Source organism: Streptomyces sp. NPDC060205, from assembly GCF_042728395.1.
GTDB lineage: Bacteria > Actinomycetota > Actinomycetes > Streptomycetales > Streptomycetaceae > Streptomyces.
In genome coordinates this window covers 14961-29126 of the sequence record NZ_JBHWZP010000098.1, presented here as the reverse complement: position 1 = coordinate 29126, position 14166 = coordinate 14961, and the positions used below count along the sequence as shown (strand labels likewise).

General features: G+C 68.5%; 13 protein-coding genes. 10 read left to right on the top strand and 3 right to left on the bottom strand.

The features are described 5' to 3' along the window. Positions 1–31: 31 nt before the first annotated feature. Positions 32–1189 (bottom strand): exo-alpha-sialidase, encoded by a 1158-nt coding sequence (locus ACFWGJ_RS19205; protein ID WP_387325787.1) that lies wholly within the window; start codon positions 1187–1189, stop codon positions 32–34. 92 nt (positions 1190–1281) lie between these two features. Between ACFWGJ_RS19205 and ACFWGJ_RS19200 the strand changes: the two genes are divergently transcribed. The 5 genes from ACFWGJ_RS19200 to ACFWGJ_RS19180 all read left to right on the top strand — a co-directional run bounded on the left by ACFWGJ_RS19200 (position 1282) and on the right by ACFWGJ_RS19180 (position 6484). Next, a complete protein-coding gene (locus tag ACFWGJ_RS19200) occupies positions 1282–2157 on the top strand; it encodes a DeoR/GlpR family DNA-binding transcription regulator (RefSeq protein WP_387325784.1) in 876 nt (291 codons plus the stop codon). Between the two features lie 146 nt (positions 2158–2303). Continuing rightward, complete coding sequence (locus ACFWGJ_RS19195; RefSeq protein WP_387325781.1) at positions 2304–3845, top strand: extracellular solute-binding protein; 1542 nt, start codon at positions 2304–2306, stop codon at positions 3843–3845. A 55-nt stretch (positions 3846–3900) separates the two neighbouring features. Beyond that, a complete protein-coding gene (locus tag ACFWGJ_RS19190; RefSeq protein ID WP_387325778.1) occupies positions 3901–4884 on the top strand; it encodes an ABC transporter permease in 984 nt (327 codons plus the stop codon). Next, on the top strand, positions 4884–5792 hold the full coding sequence (locus ACFWGJ_RS19185; RefSeq protein WP_387325776.1) for a carbohydrate ABC transporter permease: 909 nt from the start codon (positions 4884–4886) through the stop codon (positions 5790–5792). Before ACFWGJ_RS19190 ends, ACFWGJ_RS19185 begins: the two co-directional genes overlap by 1 nt. Positions 5793–5800: 8 nt before the next feature. Further along, complete coding sequence (locus ACFWGJ_RS19180; protein WP_387325774.1) at positions 5801–6484, top strand: YesL family protein; 684 nt, start codon at positions 5801–5803, stop codon at positions 6482–6484. Positions 6485–6542: 58 nt separating this feature from the next. Here the strand turns inward: ACFWGJ_RS19180 and chvE are convergent, their stop codons facing one another. Together chvE and ACFWGJ_RS19170 are read right to left on the bottom strand one after the other, a co-directional pair. After that, entirely contained in the window at positions 6543–7631 is a 1089-nt protein-coding gene (gene chvE, locus ACFWGJ_RS19175) for a multiple monosaccharide ABC transporter substrate-binding protein (RefSeq protein WP_387325772.1), read from the bottom strand. Positions 7632–7897: 266 nt separating this feature from the next. Continuing rightward, the gene (locus tag ACFWGJ_RS19170) at positions 7898–8971 is read right to left on the bottom strand and encodes an Lrp/AsnC family transcriptional regulator (RefSeq protein WP_387325769.1); all 1074 of its coding nucleotides are present in this window, start codon (positions 8969–8971) and stop codon (positions 7898–7900) included. Positions 8972–9104: 133 nt separating this feature from the next. On the opposite strand from ACFWGJ_RS19170, the gene ACFWGJ_RS19165 reads away from it, so the two are divergent. The 5 genes from ACFWGJ_RS19165 (at position 9105) to ACFWGJ_RS19145 (ending at position 14153) form a co-directional block, all read left to right on the top strand. Beyond that, positions 9105–10412, top strand: coding sequence for an amidohydrolase family protein (locus ACFWGJ_RS19165; protein ID WP_387325766.1), 1308 nt, complete (start codon positions 9105–9107; stop codon positions 10410–10412). Further along, positions 10409–11983, top strand: a complete 1575-nt coding sequence (locus ACFWGJ_RS19160; RefSeq protein ID WP_387325764.1) for an AbgT family transporter — start codon at positions 10409–10411, stop codon at positions 11981–11983. Before ACFWGJ_RS19165 ends, ACFWGJ_RS19160 begins: the two co-directional genes overlap by 4 nt. 235 nt (positions 11984–12218) lie before the next feature. Further along, on the top strand, positions 12219–12740 hold the full coding sequence (locus ACFWGJ_RS19155) for a sigma factor-like helix-turn-helix DNA-binding protein (RefSeq protein ID WP_387325762.1): 522 nt from the start codon (positions 12219–12221) through the stop codon (positions 12738–12740). A 134-nt stretch (positions 12741–12874) separates the two neighbouring features. Next, entirely contained in the window at positions 12875–13369 is a 495-nt protein-coding gene (locus tag ACFWGJ_RS19150; protein ID WP_387325760.1) for a hypothetical protein, read from the top strand. Positions 13370–13574: 205 nt separating this feature from the next. Then, the gene (locus tag ACFWGJ_RS19145; RefSeq protein WP_387325758.1) at positions 13575–14153 is read left to right on the top strand and encodes a TetR/AcrR family transcriptional regulator; all 579 of its coding nucleotides are present in this window, start codon (positions 13575–13577) and stop codon (positions 14151–14153) included. Positions 14154–14166: the final 13 nt, after the last annotated feature.

The window sequence follows — 14166 nt, the reverse complement described above, 5'->3', positions numbered from 1 at the left end:
GGGGCACAGCGCCCCGGCACCGCACTTTTGGCTATCCCGCGATCCGCTCGCGCGGCACCCGTACGTACTTGATGGCGTCCCTGCCGTAGGTGTACGTGATGTGCGCCTCGCCGCCGGGCCCCGGCACCAGTGCCGGGTAGGAGAACTCCACCCGGACGATGGACTCGGGCGCCTCGGTCTCCAGATCCAGCACACGGCTCCAGGTCAGCCCGCGATCGGTCGAGCGCATCAAGGACAGCGGCAGCCGCGGCGTGCCCCACACGGCGTGGCGCCTCAGCGGCTCTATCTCGCCCTCGGCCGTGACCTTCCCTTCGGTCTCCGGCACGACACGGTCCCCCTCGGCCGAACCCGGCGGTGCGGCCACCGGGTTGAGCACCATCAGCAGCTCGTCGTCCTCCGCGCCCACCCGGGCGACCTGGAGCGAGGAGTTGTTGTTGGGCACGTCGAGCGCGACCGGGGCGCTCCACGTCTCGCCGCCGTCCGTCGATTCCGAGCGGTGGACCGCGTCGGCCCACCGGCTGCGGAAGAACGCGGCCAGCGTGCCGTCCTTCAGCGGCACGATGCACATGTGCACCACACCCGTGCTCTCGGGGACCTCCACCTGACGCCAGGTCCGTCCCGCGTCCTCGGTGACGGCCACGGCGCTGGTGTCCCAGTCGCCGTCCCACTGACGGCCCGGCAGTGAGTGGCAGTGGAAGACCGGCAGCAGCCAGCGCTCCTCGGTCAGCTGCACCAGCCCGTGGCGGATGAAGATCCCGGGGGTGTCGAAGAGCGGGCGCGGCGCGGACCAGGTCGCGCCGAGGTCGTCCGAGCGCTGCACCTTCACCACGGCGGTGTCCTGCGCGCCGCGCACCTGCGCGGTGTACGCCAGCCAGAGCGTGCCGTCCGGCAGACAGGCCAGTACCGGGTTCTGCTCGGAGTGCTTTTCGTCGCACGAGACGCGCACGGCCGGCAGCCAGCGGTCCGCACCGGGCGGCAGCCGGGAGAAGTAGATGTACACGTCCGGCCGGCCCTCCTCGCTGCCCGCGAACCAGGTGCAGCCGAGCGAGCCGTCGGGCAGCAGTTGCACGAACGAGGCGTGGTTGGCCGGGTGCGGCGTGGGCAGCAGCGCCTCGGCGAGGGAGGTGTCACCCGGCCGGGGGTGCACCCTGCCCTCGGTTGCGTCCAGGTCCGTCGTCGACGTGTCCACGGTAGCTCCTTCGTTCGCTCATCTCGCGCCATTCTTGCGTTTTCTGCGCATGAACTTAGTCTGGTTCGCGCAAAGTGGCTAGAGTCGGCCTCATGACGAACACTGCGAACACCTCTGAGACGACGCAGGACACCTCGGGCAGGCGACGTACGCTCCGGTCCCGTGAACGGCGGGAGGAGATCCTCAGCCTCGCGACGGAGGCCGGGCTCGCCGGCGTCGACGAGCTCGCCGCGCGGTTCGGGGTCACCGCCTCCACCATCCGCCGCGATCTGACGCAGCTCAGCACGAGTGGCCGCCTCGCACGCACCTACGGCGGCGCGATCGCCGTATCGCGCGGGACCGAGACCTCCCTGGACCAGCGGGACAACGAGGCGTACGAGGCCAAGCGCGCCATAGCCCGATGGGCGGCGGCCCAGGTCGGCGCCGGGCAGTCGCTGCTGCTCGACGCCGGCACGACCGTGGCCCTCGTCGCCCGGATGCTGCCCGGTGGCGCGTCGCTGAGCGTCACCACCACGAGTCTGCCGGTCCTCGGCCACGTACAGTCCCGCGAGGACATCACCACGCTGTGCCTGGGCGGCAGACTGCGCTCGCTCAGCAACGCGTTCGTCGGGCCGCTGGCCGAGGCCGCCCTGGAGCGGCTGAGCTTCGACGTCGCCTTCCTGGGCGCGGACGGGGTCACCAGCGACGGAGCGCTGTGCGAGGCCGAGCTGGAGCAGACCCGCCTGAAGGAGCTGATGGCCCGCCGCTCTGACACGGTCTACGTGCTGGCGCACGCCGCGAAGCTGGGCCACCGGCCCTTCCGGTCCTGGGCGCGCCTGGAGTCCGACTGGACCCTGGTCACGGACGACGGCGCCCCGGAGCACCTCGTCGACGAGTTCCGCCGGGCCGGACGCGACGTGGTCGTGGTCCCCACGACACCCGACGGCAACGCACGCAACGCGCAGAACGAGCCGATCGAGCGACCCTGATACCCACCAAACGCGCGGACTGCGCAGATTTACCTCAGAAATCTGCGCACAACGCTAGACAAGGCCCCGGGAGCGCGGAGTAGCGTACGCGCATCCGCTGATCGGGGCCTTCCCCGGCGGAGATACATACGCCGAGGGAGTGTTCAATGCGGAACAAGCCGACGCGGCGCGCGGTCATCGCTGCGGCGATCGCCGTCTGGGCCACGGGGTGCGCCGGAGGATCAGCCCTCCGGACCCCCGACAAGCGCACGGTGCGCGCGACCTTCTCCTACCGTCTGCCCGAGAAGCAGGCCGGCTGGCTGAGCGACCTGAGATGGCTCCCGCTGCTGGAGCGGCAGACCGGTGTCGGCGTCGAGCTGGTCTCCGGCGGACCGAGCGGCTCCTACAACCAGCGGCTCGATCTCGCCCTGGGCAACGGAGAACTGCAGGACGCCGTCATCGCCGACCTGGCGCAGGCCGACATCTACGGACCACAGGGCGCGTTCCTCGACCTCGCACCGCTGATCCGCAGGCACGCTCCACACATCCAGCGATACCTCGACGACCACCGCGAGCTGCGCAACCTGGTCACCGACAAGAAGGGGCGGATCTACGGCCTCCCTTCCGAGACCCCGCGCATATCGCGCGTGACGTTCGGCCGCGCCGACCACTTCGAGCAGGCCGGTCTCACCGAAGACCCACGTACCGTCGAGGAGTTCACCGACGCGCTGCGCGCCCTGCGCAAGACGCTCGGCCCCACCTCACGCAATTACTACCCCCTTTCCGGACGCGACTCCTTCCTGCGCTGGCCCCAGGTCTTCGGCGCCCAACTGGCCGTCACCAGCGGCACGGTCCGCGGCATCAACACCCCGGAGATCGGCGACCTGACTTCCGCCGGCTTCGAGGAGATGATCCGCTGGTACCGCACGCTGTACACGGAGAAGCTCATCGACCCGGAGTTCGTCAGCGGCGCGGCCAGCGAGGACAGCTGGCAGCAGAAGATGCTCGGCGGCCAGGCCTCGGTCGCCGAGGACTTCTTCACCCGGCCGAGCTGGTTCCTCAGCAACGGCGGCCCGGACAACGACCCGAAGTTCGCGATGAAGGTCCTGCCCCCCTTCCTCGACCGTGACGGCGAAGTGGCGAAGGTGCCGGCCGAACCGCGGTGGGACGTCACCGAGGTGCTGGCGATCAACGCCTCCTCCAAGCGGTCCCTGGAGGTGCTGGCCTTCCTCGACCACCTGTACTCCAGGACCGGGCAGACCACCATGCACTACGGCAAGAAGGGTGCCTCGTACGAGGTCGTCGGCGGACAGCCTCGCTACACGGTCACCTTCGAGGCCGAGAACAAGCGGCCCGAGGGCACTCCTGCGTGGAACTTCCTCCAGGACCGCATGACCTTCCCCGCCCCCGTCGACGACCAGGCGTACTACCGGTGGATGGACAAGTTCACGCGCTCGTTCGCCGAGAAGTACTTCGCCACGTCCCTGACAGAGACGCCCATCATCAAGTACGACGCCGGCCAACTGCGCGAGCGGACCAACCTGCTCGCTTCCTTCCAGCCGTGGGCGCTGTCCGAACTGGTGAGGTTCGTGACCGGCAAACGCGCCCTGAAGGAGTGGGACGCCTTCGTCGGCGAGGCCAGGGACAAGCGCGGCTACGACCGCCTCCAGGAGATCGAGCAGGCGGCCTGGGACGCCATGCACAACTGAGCCGACACGCACTCGGCGACTTCACCACAACGGCTAGAGCAGGCAAGGAACCACGATGGCGACGACGCATCCCCCGCGCTTGGCACCGCAGCGCCCCGAACCCGCAGCCGCCCACAGCAGGTCGGCGCGCGGGCGGCTGGGACGGGCAGTACGGCGCGACAAACTGCTTTACCTCATGCTGGTGCCCGGCCTCGTCCATCTCCTGCTGTTCAAGATCGCCCCCATCGGCGCCCTGGTCATCGCCTTTCAGGACTACAGCCCGTTCCAGGGCCTGGACAGCCCCTGGGTCGGGTTCGACCAGTTCGCCCGGTTCTTCGAAGACCCCAATGCCTGGCGGCTGGTGCGGAACACCCTGATCCTCGCCTTCGGCACCCTGCTTTTCAGCTTCCCGGTGCCCATCGTCTTCGCGCTCTTCCTCAACGAGGTACGCACCCGGTCGCTGCGCAAGGCGGTCCAGACGGTCAGCTTCGTGCCGTACTTCATCTCCTCCGCCGTCCTGGTCAGCATTCTCTACACCCTGCTCTCGCCGCAGGGCGGGCTGGTCAACGACATGATCGAAGCCGTCGGCGGCAAGCCGGTCTCCTTCTTCACCGAGCCGGACTGGTTCCGCCCGATCTACATCGGGATGAACATCTGGCAGACCCTCGGCTACGGCACGATCATCTACATCGCCGCGATGGCCTCGATCGACCCGGCTCTGTACGAGTCCGCCGAGATCGACGGCGCGAACCGCTGGAAGAAGATGTGGCACGTCACCCTGCCGTCCATCCGGCCGATGATGGTCGTGATGCTCATCCTGGCCATCGGTCAGATCCTCGCGGTCGACCTGGACAAGATCCTGCTGATGTACAACCCCAGCGTCTACGACACCGCCGACGTCATCCAGACCTACGTCTTCCGCCAGGCCTTCGCCTCCGAAGGCTTCCCCGACTACAGCTACGGCGCCGCCGTCGGGCTGATCCAGGGCCTGGTCGCCCTCGTGATGATCCTCACGGCCAACCGGGCCGCGAAGAAGTTCAACGACGCCGGAGCGTTCTGATGAGCACCACCACACCACCCGCCACCCGCACCCGAGGCCGCCGGCCGAGCGTGTTCGCCGTCGTCAACAGCACGGTGCTGGTGCTGATCGCACTGCTGTGCATCTACCCCTTCCTCTACATCCTGGCGGTCTCCCTCTCGGACGGCCGGGCGGTGGCCTCCGGCTCGGTGCACATCCTGCCCGAGGGCTTCAACATCGAGACGTACACCTACATCCTCACCACGCCTCGCCTCGGCATCCTGCGTGCCCTGCTCAATTCCGTCCTCTACACCGTCGTCGGCACCCTGTTCTCCGTCGCCATCACCTACCTGACCGCCTACCCGCTGTCCAAGACGCGACTGGCCGGCGCCAAAGTGATCATGCTCGGTTTCATCGCCACCTGGGTCTTCGACGCCGGCATCATCCCGTCCTACATCGTCAACTCCCGGCTCGGGTTCGTGGACAACTGGCTGGTCATGGTGATCCCCTGGGGGTTCAACACCTTCCTGCTCATCATCACCATCGCCTTCCTGCGCACCATCCCGAACGAGCTGGAGGAGGCCGCGCACCTGGACGGCGCCAACGACTTCCAGGTCATGCGCCGCATCTACTTCCCGCTCTCCCGCCCGGTGGTGGCCACCATCGCGGTCTTCTACGCCGTGCAGATCTGGAATCAGTTCCTCGTACCGCTGATCTACTTCCAGGACGACAAGCTCGCCCCCATCCAGCTGGTGCTCTACAAGCTGCTGCTCTCGGGCGACAAACAAGCCACGACGTTCGAGCAGATCAACGTCGGCGGCCACGTGATCATCCCGCAGTCCATCCAGGCCGCCACCATGATCTTCGCCATCGTGCCCATCCTGTGCTTCTACCCCTACGCCCAGCGGTACTTCAGCAAGGGCCTGCTCGTCGGCTCCGTCAAGGGATAGGTGCCGCCGTGAAGCCGAACTCCTTCCTCCACACCGCGTGCGGCTGGGTGGCCCGCCTGGCCTGGCTCAACGTGCTCTGGCTCGCGGCCACCCTGTGCGGCGCGGTCGTGGCGGGGTTCTTCCCCGCCACCGCCGCGGTGTTCGCGGTGCTGCGCCGCTGGATGACCGACCCCGACAGCCGCGAGAAGTCCACCGCGGCTTCCTTCTGGCGACTGGCCCGCCCCGAGATGCTCCGGGCCAACGCCGTCGGATACGGCGCCACGGCCGTCGTGGCTCTGCTGACCCTCGACCTGTGGCTGACCCGCACCCATGGCGGCCCGCTCGCCGGCGTGCTGTTCGCCGCCTCGGTCGCGGCCACCGCCCTGGTCGCCGCCACGCTGGTCCAGCTGCCCTTCGTGTACGTGCACCTGGAGGCGCCCGTGCTCACCCTGGTGCGCACAGCCTGGTGGTACGCCCTGTCCCGCCCCGCCGACACCCTGGCCGTTCTTGCCGCGTGGGTGGCCGCCTCGTACGCCATGGGGCGCTACCCGGGGCTCACCGTCTTCTTCGGCATGACCGCGGTAGCCGCCCTGACGGTCCGTCTGGGACTGCGCGGCTTCGCCGTGGTCCAGGCGGGGGCGTCGGGCCGGGCGGACGGGGGATCGTCATCGAGATCGGCGCCCGGCTCGTCACCGGTCGGATCCGGCTCCTGAACAAAGTGCCCGCGGCCGCGGTGGGGGAGTCGCCCACGAGGTGTACGCCCCGTCGCTGCTATTTGAGCTCATCCGCTGTGTAATAGCCGTCGTCGACGAGTGCCTTCACATAATTCGACTTGTCCACGTCGACGGGGGGCAGCAGGTAGGCGGGTACTACCTTCACCAGATTGTTGTAACTCTTGGTGTCATTTATTTCGGGCTTTTTGTTGTGGAGTTTCGCGTCAACCATGTTGGCGGTCACTTTGGCGAGTTTCCGGAGGTCTTTGTAGACGGTCTCCGTCTGCTGCCCCGCAATGATCGACTTCACCGAGGCGAGTTCGGCGTCCTGGCCCGTGATGACCGGCCAGGGTTTCGTTTTCGAGCCGTAGGCGTCCGACTTGAGTGCCGAGATGATGCCGATGGAGATGCCGTCGTAGGGCGAGAGTACCGCGTCGACCCTGCCGTTCTTGTAGGACGAGGTGAGAATGTCCTCCATGCGCTTCTGCGCGGTGGCACCGTCCCATCGGAGAGTGGTGATCTGGTTGAGCTCGGTCTGTCCCGACTTGACGACAAGCTGTTTCTTGTCGATGTAGGGCTGCAGAACCTTCATCGCGCCGTTGAAGAAATATCGCGTGTTGTTGTCGTCGTTCGAACCCGCGAACAGCTCGATGTTGAACTTCTTCTCGGGTGCGTCTGCCAGTCCGAGCTTCTTGGCGATGTACCCGCCTTGCAGTTCGCCCACCCTCTCGTTGTCGAAGGAGGCGTAGTAGTCCACGTTCTTGGTGCCCAGGATGAGTCTGTCGTAGGCGATGACCGAGATGTCGGCATCGGCGGCCTGCTGGGTCACGTTGTTCAGTGATTTGTTGTCTATTGCTGCGATGACCAGCGCCTTGACGCCCTGCGTGATCAAGTTCTCGATCTGGGAAACCTGCTGATCGGGGTCGTCCTCACCGAAGACCAGCTTTACCTTGTACCCCTTCGCCTCCAGTTCCTTCTTGAGGTTCGCGCCGTCGGCTATCCACCGCTCGGAGGACTTCGTCGGCATCGCGACGCCTATGGTGGCTCCCTCGGCGTTGTCCTCGTCGTCTTTGTCGTCGCTCTGTCCGCAGGCCGACAGAGCTAAAGCGAGAACCGCTACCGAGGTGACTGCCCTGAAATTCTTCATGCCGAGAGAACTCCTAGCATCGCTGTGGCCCGTCGGAGCCTGTGTTCGATATATCGAAAGCTGTTCGAGAGTTGACGCGGACCCTATGAGCACCTTTAAAGGGTGTCAAGCGAACGCGCGACAACGGTTTTGCGCACCAACACCGGCGCTGCTCGTGAACTACGCAGGGCGAGATCTTCTACGTCCTGGCACCGTGACCCGCAGAGGCCGCAGAGCGAGGAACGGTGATCGGCCCCAGGCTGGTGCTGCGGGCCGCTCGCCGTCGTTCAAGCCTGCGGATGGCGCAGCGGTACGACTCCCACGCTGCGCCCGTCGCGGTCCAGGAGCCGTCCCATGTGCTTGACCGTGCGCAGGATCACCGAGCGGTCGGCGACCGTCAGGTGGGGGAGCGCGCGTGAGAGGTGAGCCTCGAAGGCGTGCACGTCGTGCAGGGCACGCAGCCATACGTCGACGACCAGGTTGTGGGGCCCCGCCATGATCGAGCAGGAACGGACCTCGGGGACGCGGGAGAGCTTGTGGCTGGTCTCCTCCAGGTACTGGCCGGGTACGGAGGCGAAGTACACGACGGACAGCGGCCAGCCGGACAGCGGCCGTGCCAGGTCGCAGCGGAACAGCAGACGTGCGGAGACCAGCGACCGCATGTGACGGCGGACCGTGGTGAGCGGTGTGCCGGTGGCGCTCGACAGATCGCGCAGTGACATCCGCCCGTTCACGCTGAGGAGTTCGAGGAGTTGGGCATCGAGGGCGTCCCAGTGCGGCGGTGCGGCCTGTGACTCGGCGGTTCGCCGGGTTGCCCGGTAGGTCTCCGTCAGCTGGGCGGTCTGCGCCGCGTCGAGGCTGCGCAGCCGCCACCGGCTGCCCTCGGTCGGCAGTCCCGTCGAGACGTGGGTGCGGGTCGCGCGCACGCCGTCGGTGCGGCGCGGCAGCGACGAGGAGAGAGCGGACAGTTCGTCGAGGCTCCGGGTCTGGACGGAGGCCACCACGTCACGGCCCCCGGCGGTCAGTTTGACGTTCGGGAGAGCCGGGTGCCGGGCCAGTGCCTGGGCCACCTCCTCGGCGGCACCGGGTTCGGTGTCGAGTTCGATCACACCCGTCACCACGAGACGCGCGTCGTTGAGGTGCGGATAGGCGGTGACCCAGGCCAGCCCGGCCTCCTCCAGACGGCGCCACCGCCGCGCCGCCGTCACGGGATCGACGCCGAGCACCTTGCCGACCAGGGTCCAGGGCGCTCGCGGCTGGATCTGCAGAGCCTGGACGACACCCCGGTCCAGCTCGTCCAGTTCGTACGCGGCGCCGGCAGCCGGGTGCGTCCCGGCGGCGGAGCTTTCCTGCGCCGTCATGGGTGGCACTTCTCTGCGCGATCCCGGGGATCGCGCCACAGAACCTGCGCTGTCCCACCGATGTGACTCCAGCATCCGATACTCCCCTCCAGCTATTGGGACACCGCCGAACGCGCAGGAGCGAGCACACGTCATGACACACCCCATCACGTCGCAGGCAGCCCGGGTCCCGTTGCGGATCCACCACACCCGGCTCATCGACGGAACCGGCGCGTCCCCCGTGGAGGACGCCGTCGTCACCGTTGACGCCGAGGGGATCATCACCTACGCGGGACCGGCCGCGACAGCCCCCGAGTCCACAGGGCGGAACGAAACCGGCGCCGCCCGCACCCTCGACGCCGGTGGACGCACCCTTCTGCCCGGCTTCTTCGACTGCCACGTCCACATGTCCTACGCCCATGGTGCCCATCCCGGACGCCGCGCCGAACTCGACCCGGTCCTGGTCACCCTGGACACCGCCACCCGGCTGCGGCACACCCTCGACGCGGGCGTCACCACGGCCCGCGACCTGGCGGGCCTGTCGTCCGGTTACCGTACGGCCGTCGAGTCCGGCCGGATCATCGGGCCCAGGCTGCAGACCGCTGTCCGCGTCATCAGCCACACCGGCGGCCACGGCGACGTACGCCTGCCGGACGGCACCGACCTGAGCGACGGCATGGCGGAACTCGCCGACACCACCGACGAGGCCAGGCTGGCCGTGCGCCGCGTGATCCGCGAGGGCGCCGATCTGGTCAAGGTCTGCGCCACCGGAGGCATGGGCAGCCCGTACGACGACCCGGACGACGAGGGCCTGCTGGAGGAGGAGATCCGCGCCGTCGTCGACGAGGCACGCCGGCACGGCGGACGGCCGGTCGCCGCGCACGCCCAGGGCAACGCGGGCATCCTCAACGCGATCCTCGGTGGCGTCACCAGCATCGAGCACGGCTACGGCCTGGACGACCGGACCATCGACCTGGCAGGCGAACGCGGCATCTTCGTCGTACCGACGCTGTCCACCGTGTACGCGGGCATCAACAAGGACACGATGCCCGACTACCACTACCAGAAGAAGACCCGCTGGTCCGGACTGACCAAGGAGAACATCGCGCGGGCCATCGAGCGCGGCTCGCGGATCGCGCTCGGCACGGACGCCGCGGTCGGCCCGCACGGCGTGAACCTCATGGAGCTGTCCTACCTGGTCGACCTCGGCATGGACCCGATGGCCGCGATCGTCGCCGGCACGCGGACGTCGGCCGAACTCCTGGGCGTGGCGGACCGGCTGGGCACGGTGACCGAGGGGCGCGTCGCCGACCTCGTGCTGTGCGACGGCGATCCGCTGGCCGACATCGGCGTGCTCGGTGACCCGGGCAACGTCGTCTGCGTCGTGCAGGACGGCGTCGTCCGCAAGGACCTCCTGGGGCTCGTCGGCGGCGCGTCCTGTGGGGAAGGGCAGCGGCCATGACGTCCCCGGTGAAGGAACAACCCGCCGCAGGGCAGGGGGCGGGCGGAGCGGAGAAGCCGCGCGGCGTCGACCGGGTGCTGGCCTGGATCGAGCGGGCCGGCAACGCCCTGCCCCACCCCGTCGTCCTGTTCGCAGCGCTGTTCGTGGTCGTCGCCGCGCTCTCCACCGCCCTCGCGCTCGCCGACGTGTCCGTCACCGTGCCGGGCACGGACGACCGCCGGCACGTGACCGGCCTGCTCACCGGCGAGGGAGTGCGCTGGCTGGTGGAGAACCTCGTCACGAACTTCGCGGCGTTCCCGCCGATCGCCGCCGTCCTGCTCATGATCATGGCGGTGGGGGTCGCGGAGAAGGCCGGTCTGCTGGAGACCGCGATGAAGGCGACGTTGGCCCGCGCGCCGCGTGCCTTCCTGCCGTACCTGGTGGCGCTGGTCGCCTGCCAGGCGCACATGATGAGCGACGTGGCGGCCATCGTGCTGCCCCCGCTGGCCGCCCTCGTCTTCAAGAGCGCCGGCCGGCATCCGGCAGCGGGCCTGATCGGCGGCTTCGCCTGCGTCACCGCCGGTTACGCGGCAGGGTTCACGATCGGCTCGCTCGACGCCCTCTACACGGGCATCACCCAGAAGGCCGTCGACGTCCTGCCCGCCTCGCACCACGTCGAGGTCAACATCCTCGCGAACTACTTCTTCACCGCCACCAGCAGCCTCGTCCTCGGCCTGCTCGGCGGCTTCCTGATCAGCCGCGTACTCGAACCGCGCCTGCCCGCCTACGAGTCCGGCGACGAGGGGCCGGCGGACGACGAGATCCGGCTGACCCCGGCCCAGCGGCGCGGACTGCTGCTCAGCGTCCTGACCGTCGTCGCGTACGCGGCCCTGGTGCTGTCCCTGTGGCTGCCCGCCGGCGCGCCGCTGCGCGGCGAGGGCGGGGCACTGGTGCCCTCCCCGCTGCTGTCCGGCATCGTCCCGGTCCTCTTCGGCGCGTTCCTGCTCACGGGAATGGTCTACGGGTTCACGGTGAAGACACTGAGCGGCTCGGAGGGCGTCGTCACCGCGATGACCGACTCGGTGAAGAACATGGCGGGGTACGTCGTCATGATGTTCGTCGCCGCACAGGTGATCGCCGTGTTCAACTGGTCGAACCTGGGTGTGCTGCTCGCCGTGAAGGCCGCGGCGCTCCTGGAGTCCATCGGGCTCACCGGCTTCGGCGCCCTGGTCGCTTTCGTCCTCCTGGTCTCGTGCCTCAACCTGGTCGTCATCTCCGGCTCGGCGCTGTGGTCCCTCATCGGACCGGTGTTCGTCCCGGCGTTCATGCTCCTCGGCATGAACCCGGCACTCAGCCAGGCGGCGTTCCGCATCGGGGACTCGGCGACCGCGGTCATCACCCCGATGAACCCGTACGTGTTCCTGCTCCTGGCGCTGCTCCAGCGCTACGAACCCGAGGCACGTCTGGGCACGCTCATCTCCCGCCTCGCGATCTTCGTGGTGCCGTTCCTGGGGGTGTGGCTCGCCCTCCTCGCGGTGTTCTACGGCTTCGGCCTGCCGCTGGGACCGGGAGCGGGCATCGGCCTCGAATGACCTGCCGCCGCACCGGTCGCGGCGCTGTGCCAGACCGGGCCGATCCCCTGCGGGATCGTCCGCGGAACTCCGCCGGCACCTGCCTCCGCTGCTGCCACCTGCCCGTCGGACGGCATCCGGGTCATCCGGTCCGGGACCGCCGCGTGCGGTACGTACTCCTGCCCGCGGCGGACGGCCTTGTCCCCGCCTTCGGCGCTGGGTTTCGCGAAGCGCCGCCCTCGGGCGGTGGCCAGCGGTGCGCTGCCTGCAGGGAGTGCCGGCGGGCCAGGACGACCGCCACACGCTGCTGAAGGCGCTGGTCAAACTGCCGACACGGCAGCGGGAAGCAGTGGTCCTGCGCTACTGGGAGGGCCTCACCGAGATGCTGACGGCCGAGGCGATGGGCTGTTCGGTCGGCACGGTGAAGAGCGCGGAGGCCCGGGCCACCCTGGCGGGGATGGCCAGGTTCGGCGAGCACCCCGAGGACGTCTCCAAGCCCTCCGAACTGGTGGGCAAGGCCGCGCACTTCGTGCACCGGGTCACTGGTGCAGGGGCGAGGACCACGCAGATCGCGGACATGGTGCTGCCTGAGGACGACGTCCTGTCCGGCGGCGCGTACGGGACCGTCTCGCTCCCGCTGTTCCCCGGTAGCGCCGCGGCTACCGGGACGGACGCCGCCGTTGCGGTCATCCACAGCCTCAAGGACTCGCCCTACGACTGGTTCGTCCGCCTGGCACCGAAGTCCACCGAGTTCGAGGGGATGAAGGTGACGAAGTAGCCGCGGCAACCAGCTCCAGCAGGTCCTCTGAAGCGCTGGGCCGGCGAGGAGTGCCGGGGGCCGGGGTCACCATGCGAGAGGGACGACTTCCGCTATGGCCGGCACCTTTGGCGGGTGTTTTGTCCCGCCGCGCCGTGATCCACGAGCGGGTCGAGACCCTGTCGAACTTCCGCCCGCTGAGCGGTCCGACCCTCATCTGCAACCCGCATCTCGCACGCGTCGCGGCCCTGGGTATCGTCCTTGAGGAGACCTCCTGGACGCACTGCGCGAAGCGGGCCGTGGACAACGCGCTAAGTGTCGCCGACGCGCTGCTGGACGAGGGAATCCCGCTCCGCGGGACGGCTGCGAGGAAATTCACCGAACTGACGTACTGTCACCAGATCCTCATAGACGTTCCTCTGGACGAAGCCCGCAGACTCCGTGACCATTTCGGACGTCACTGCATCGATATGGACTGTTTTCTTCGCCTCGGGGTCTCCGAGATCACGCGCCTGGGATTCACCGTCGAGGAACGCGCGGAGCTCGGCCGGCACATCGCCGCACTCATCAAGAACGAAAACGACGTTGCCTCCGAGGTCGACCGCCGCATAGGGGAATTGGTCGAGTCCCGCCGGGGCGTCGTCCTCTGACATGCCTCGTCCCCGCGCGGTGAGGGGCCGCGCGGGGACGTGCTCTGCCGCGGCTCGGGGTCATGCGGTTGCCGTTGATCCGGGAGCGGCTTCGACAGGACAGCCCAGCTTGCCGTAGGTCAGGCCGCGCTCCGTTCGTGTGGGCGTCCGTGCCTGCCGCCTCCGCATTCTTGAGCGTGCGATCCAGATACGTTACGGTGGGGTCATGGCAAGGACCCGGGAGTTCGACACCGAGGCGGCGGTGAGCCGCGCCATGGAACTGTTCTGGACGCGTGGCTACGAGGCGACTTCGGTACGTGACCTGACCCAGGAGTTGGGGATAGGCCAGGGGTCCCTGTATGCGGCGTTCGGTGACAAGGAGGGCCTGTACCGGGCCGCACTGGAGCACTACCGCACCACTCTCGCGGCGGCTGCTCTGCGCAGCCTGGAGGAGGGGGCGGACGCCCGCTCCGCCATCCGCACGATGCTGGTCGAGCGGGTCCGCATCGCCGTGCAGGGCGACGGCCGGGGCTGCCTGGCAGTCAATGCCGCCTGCGAGCGGCTGCCGAAGGACGCGACCACCCGGCGTACCGTGCGGGACATGCAGGATGCCAGTCGGGACGCGCTCGCGGAGGTGTTGCGGGTCGCAGGGGAGCGGGGCGAGATCGCGACGCGGCACGACCCGCACACGCTGGCCGCGTTCCTTGTTACTTTCCTCAACGGGCTTTTGGTCTCTTCGAAGATCACGCCGGACGCACACGCCCTCGAACCCCTCGTGGAGGTCGCCCTGGCGGCCCTCGGCTGACTTTTTCGTGCCC

What these genes read in the sequence shown, in the direction of transcription:
- ACFWGJ_RS19145 (WP_387325758.1), top strand. Translation starts at nt 13,575, where the DNA reads ATGGCAAGGACCCGGGAGTTCGACACCGAGGCGGCGGTGAGCCGCGCC.
- ACFWGJ_RS19200 (WP_387325784.1), top strand. Translation starts at nt 1,282, where the DNA reads ATGACGAACACTGCGAACACCTCTGAGACGACGCAGGACACCTCGGGC.
- ACFWGJ_RS19160 (WP_387325764.1), top strand. Translation starts at nt 10,409, where the DNA reads ATGACGTCCCCGGTGAAGGAACAACCCGCCGCAGGGCAGGGGGCGGGC.
- ACFWGJ_RS19195 (WP_387325781.1), top strand. Translation starts at nt 2,304, where the DNA reads ATGCGGAACAAGCCGACGCGGCGCGCGGTCATCGCTGCGGCGATCGCC.
- ACFWGJ_RS19185 (WP_387325776.1), top strand. Translation starts at nt 4,884, where the DNA reads ATGAGCACCACCACACCACCCGCCACCCGCACCCGAGGCCGCCGGCCG.
- chvE (WP_387325772.1), bottom strand. Translation starts at nt 7,631, where the DNA reads ATGAAGAATTTCAGGGCAGTCACCTCGGTAGCGGTTCTCGCTTTAGCT.
- ACFWGJ_RS19190 (WP_387325778.1), top strand. Translation starts at nt 3,901, where the DNA reads ATGGCGACGACGCATCCCCCGCGCTTGGCACCGCAGCGCCCCGAACCC.
- ACFWGJ_RS19165 (WP_387325766.1), top strand. Translation starts at nt 9,105, where the DNA reads ATGACACACCCCATCACGTCGCAGGCAGCCCGGGTCCCGTTGCGGATC.
- ACFWGJ_RS19170 (WP_387325769.1), bottom strand. Translation starts at nt 8,971, where the DNA reads ATGACGGCGCAGGAAAGCTCCGCCGCCGGGACGCACCCGGCTGCCGGC.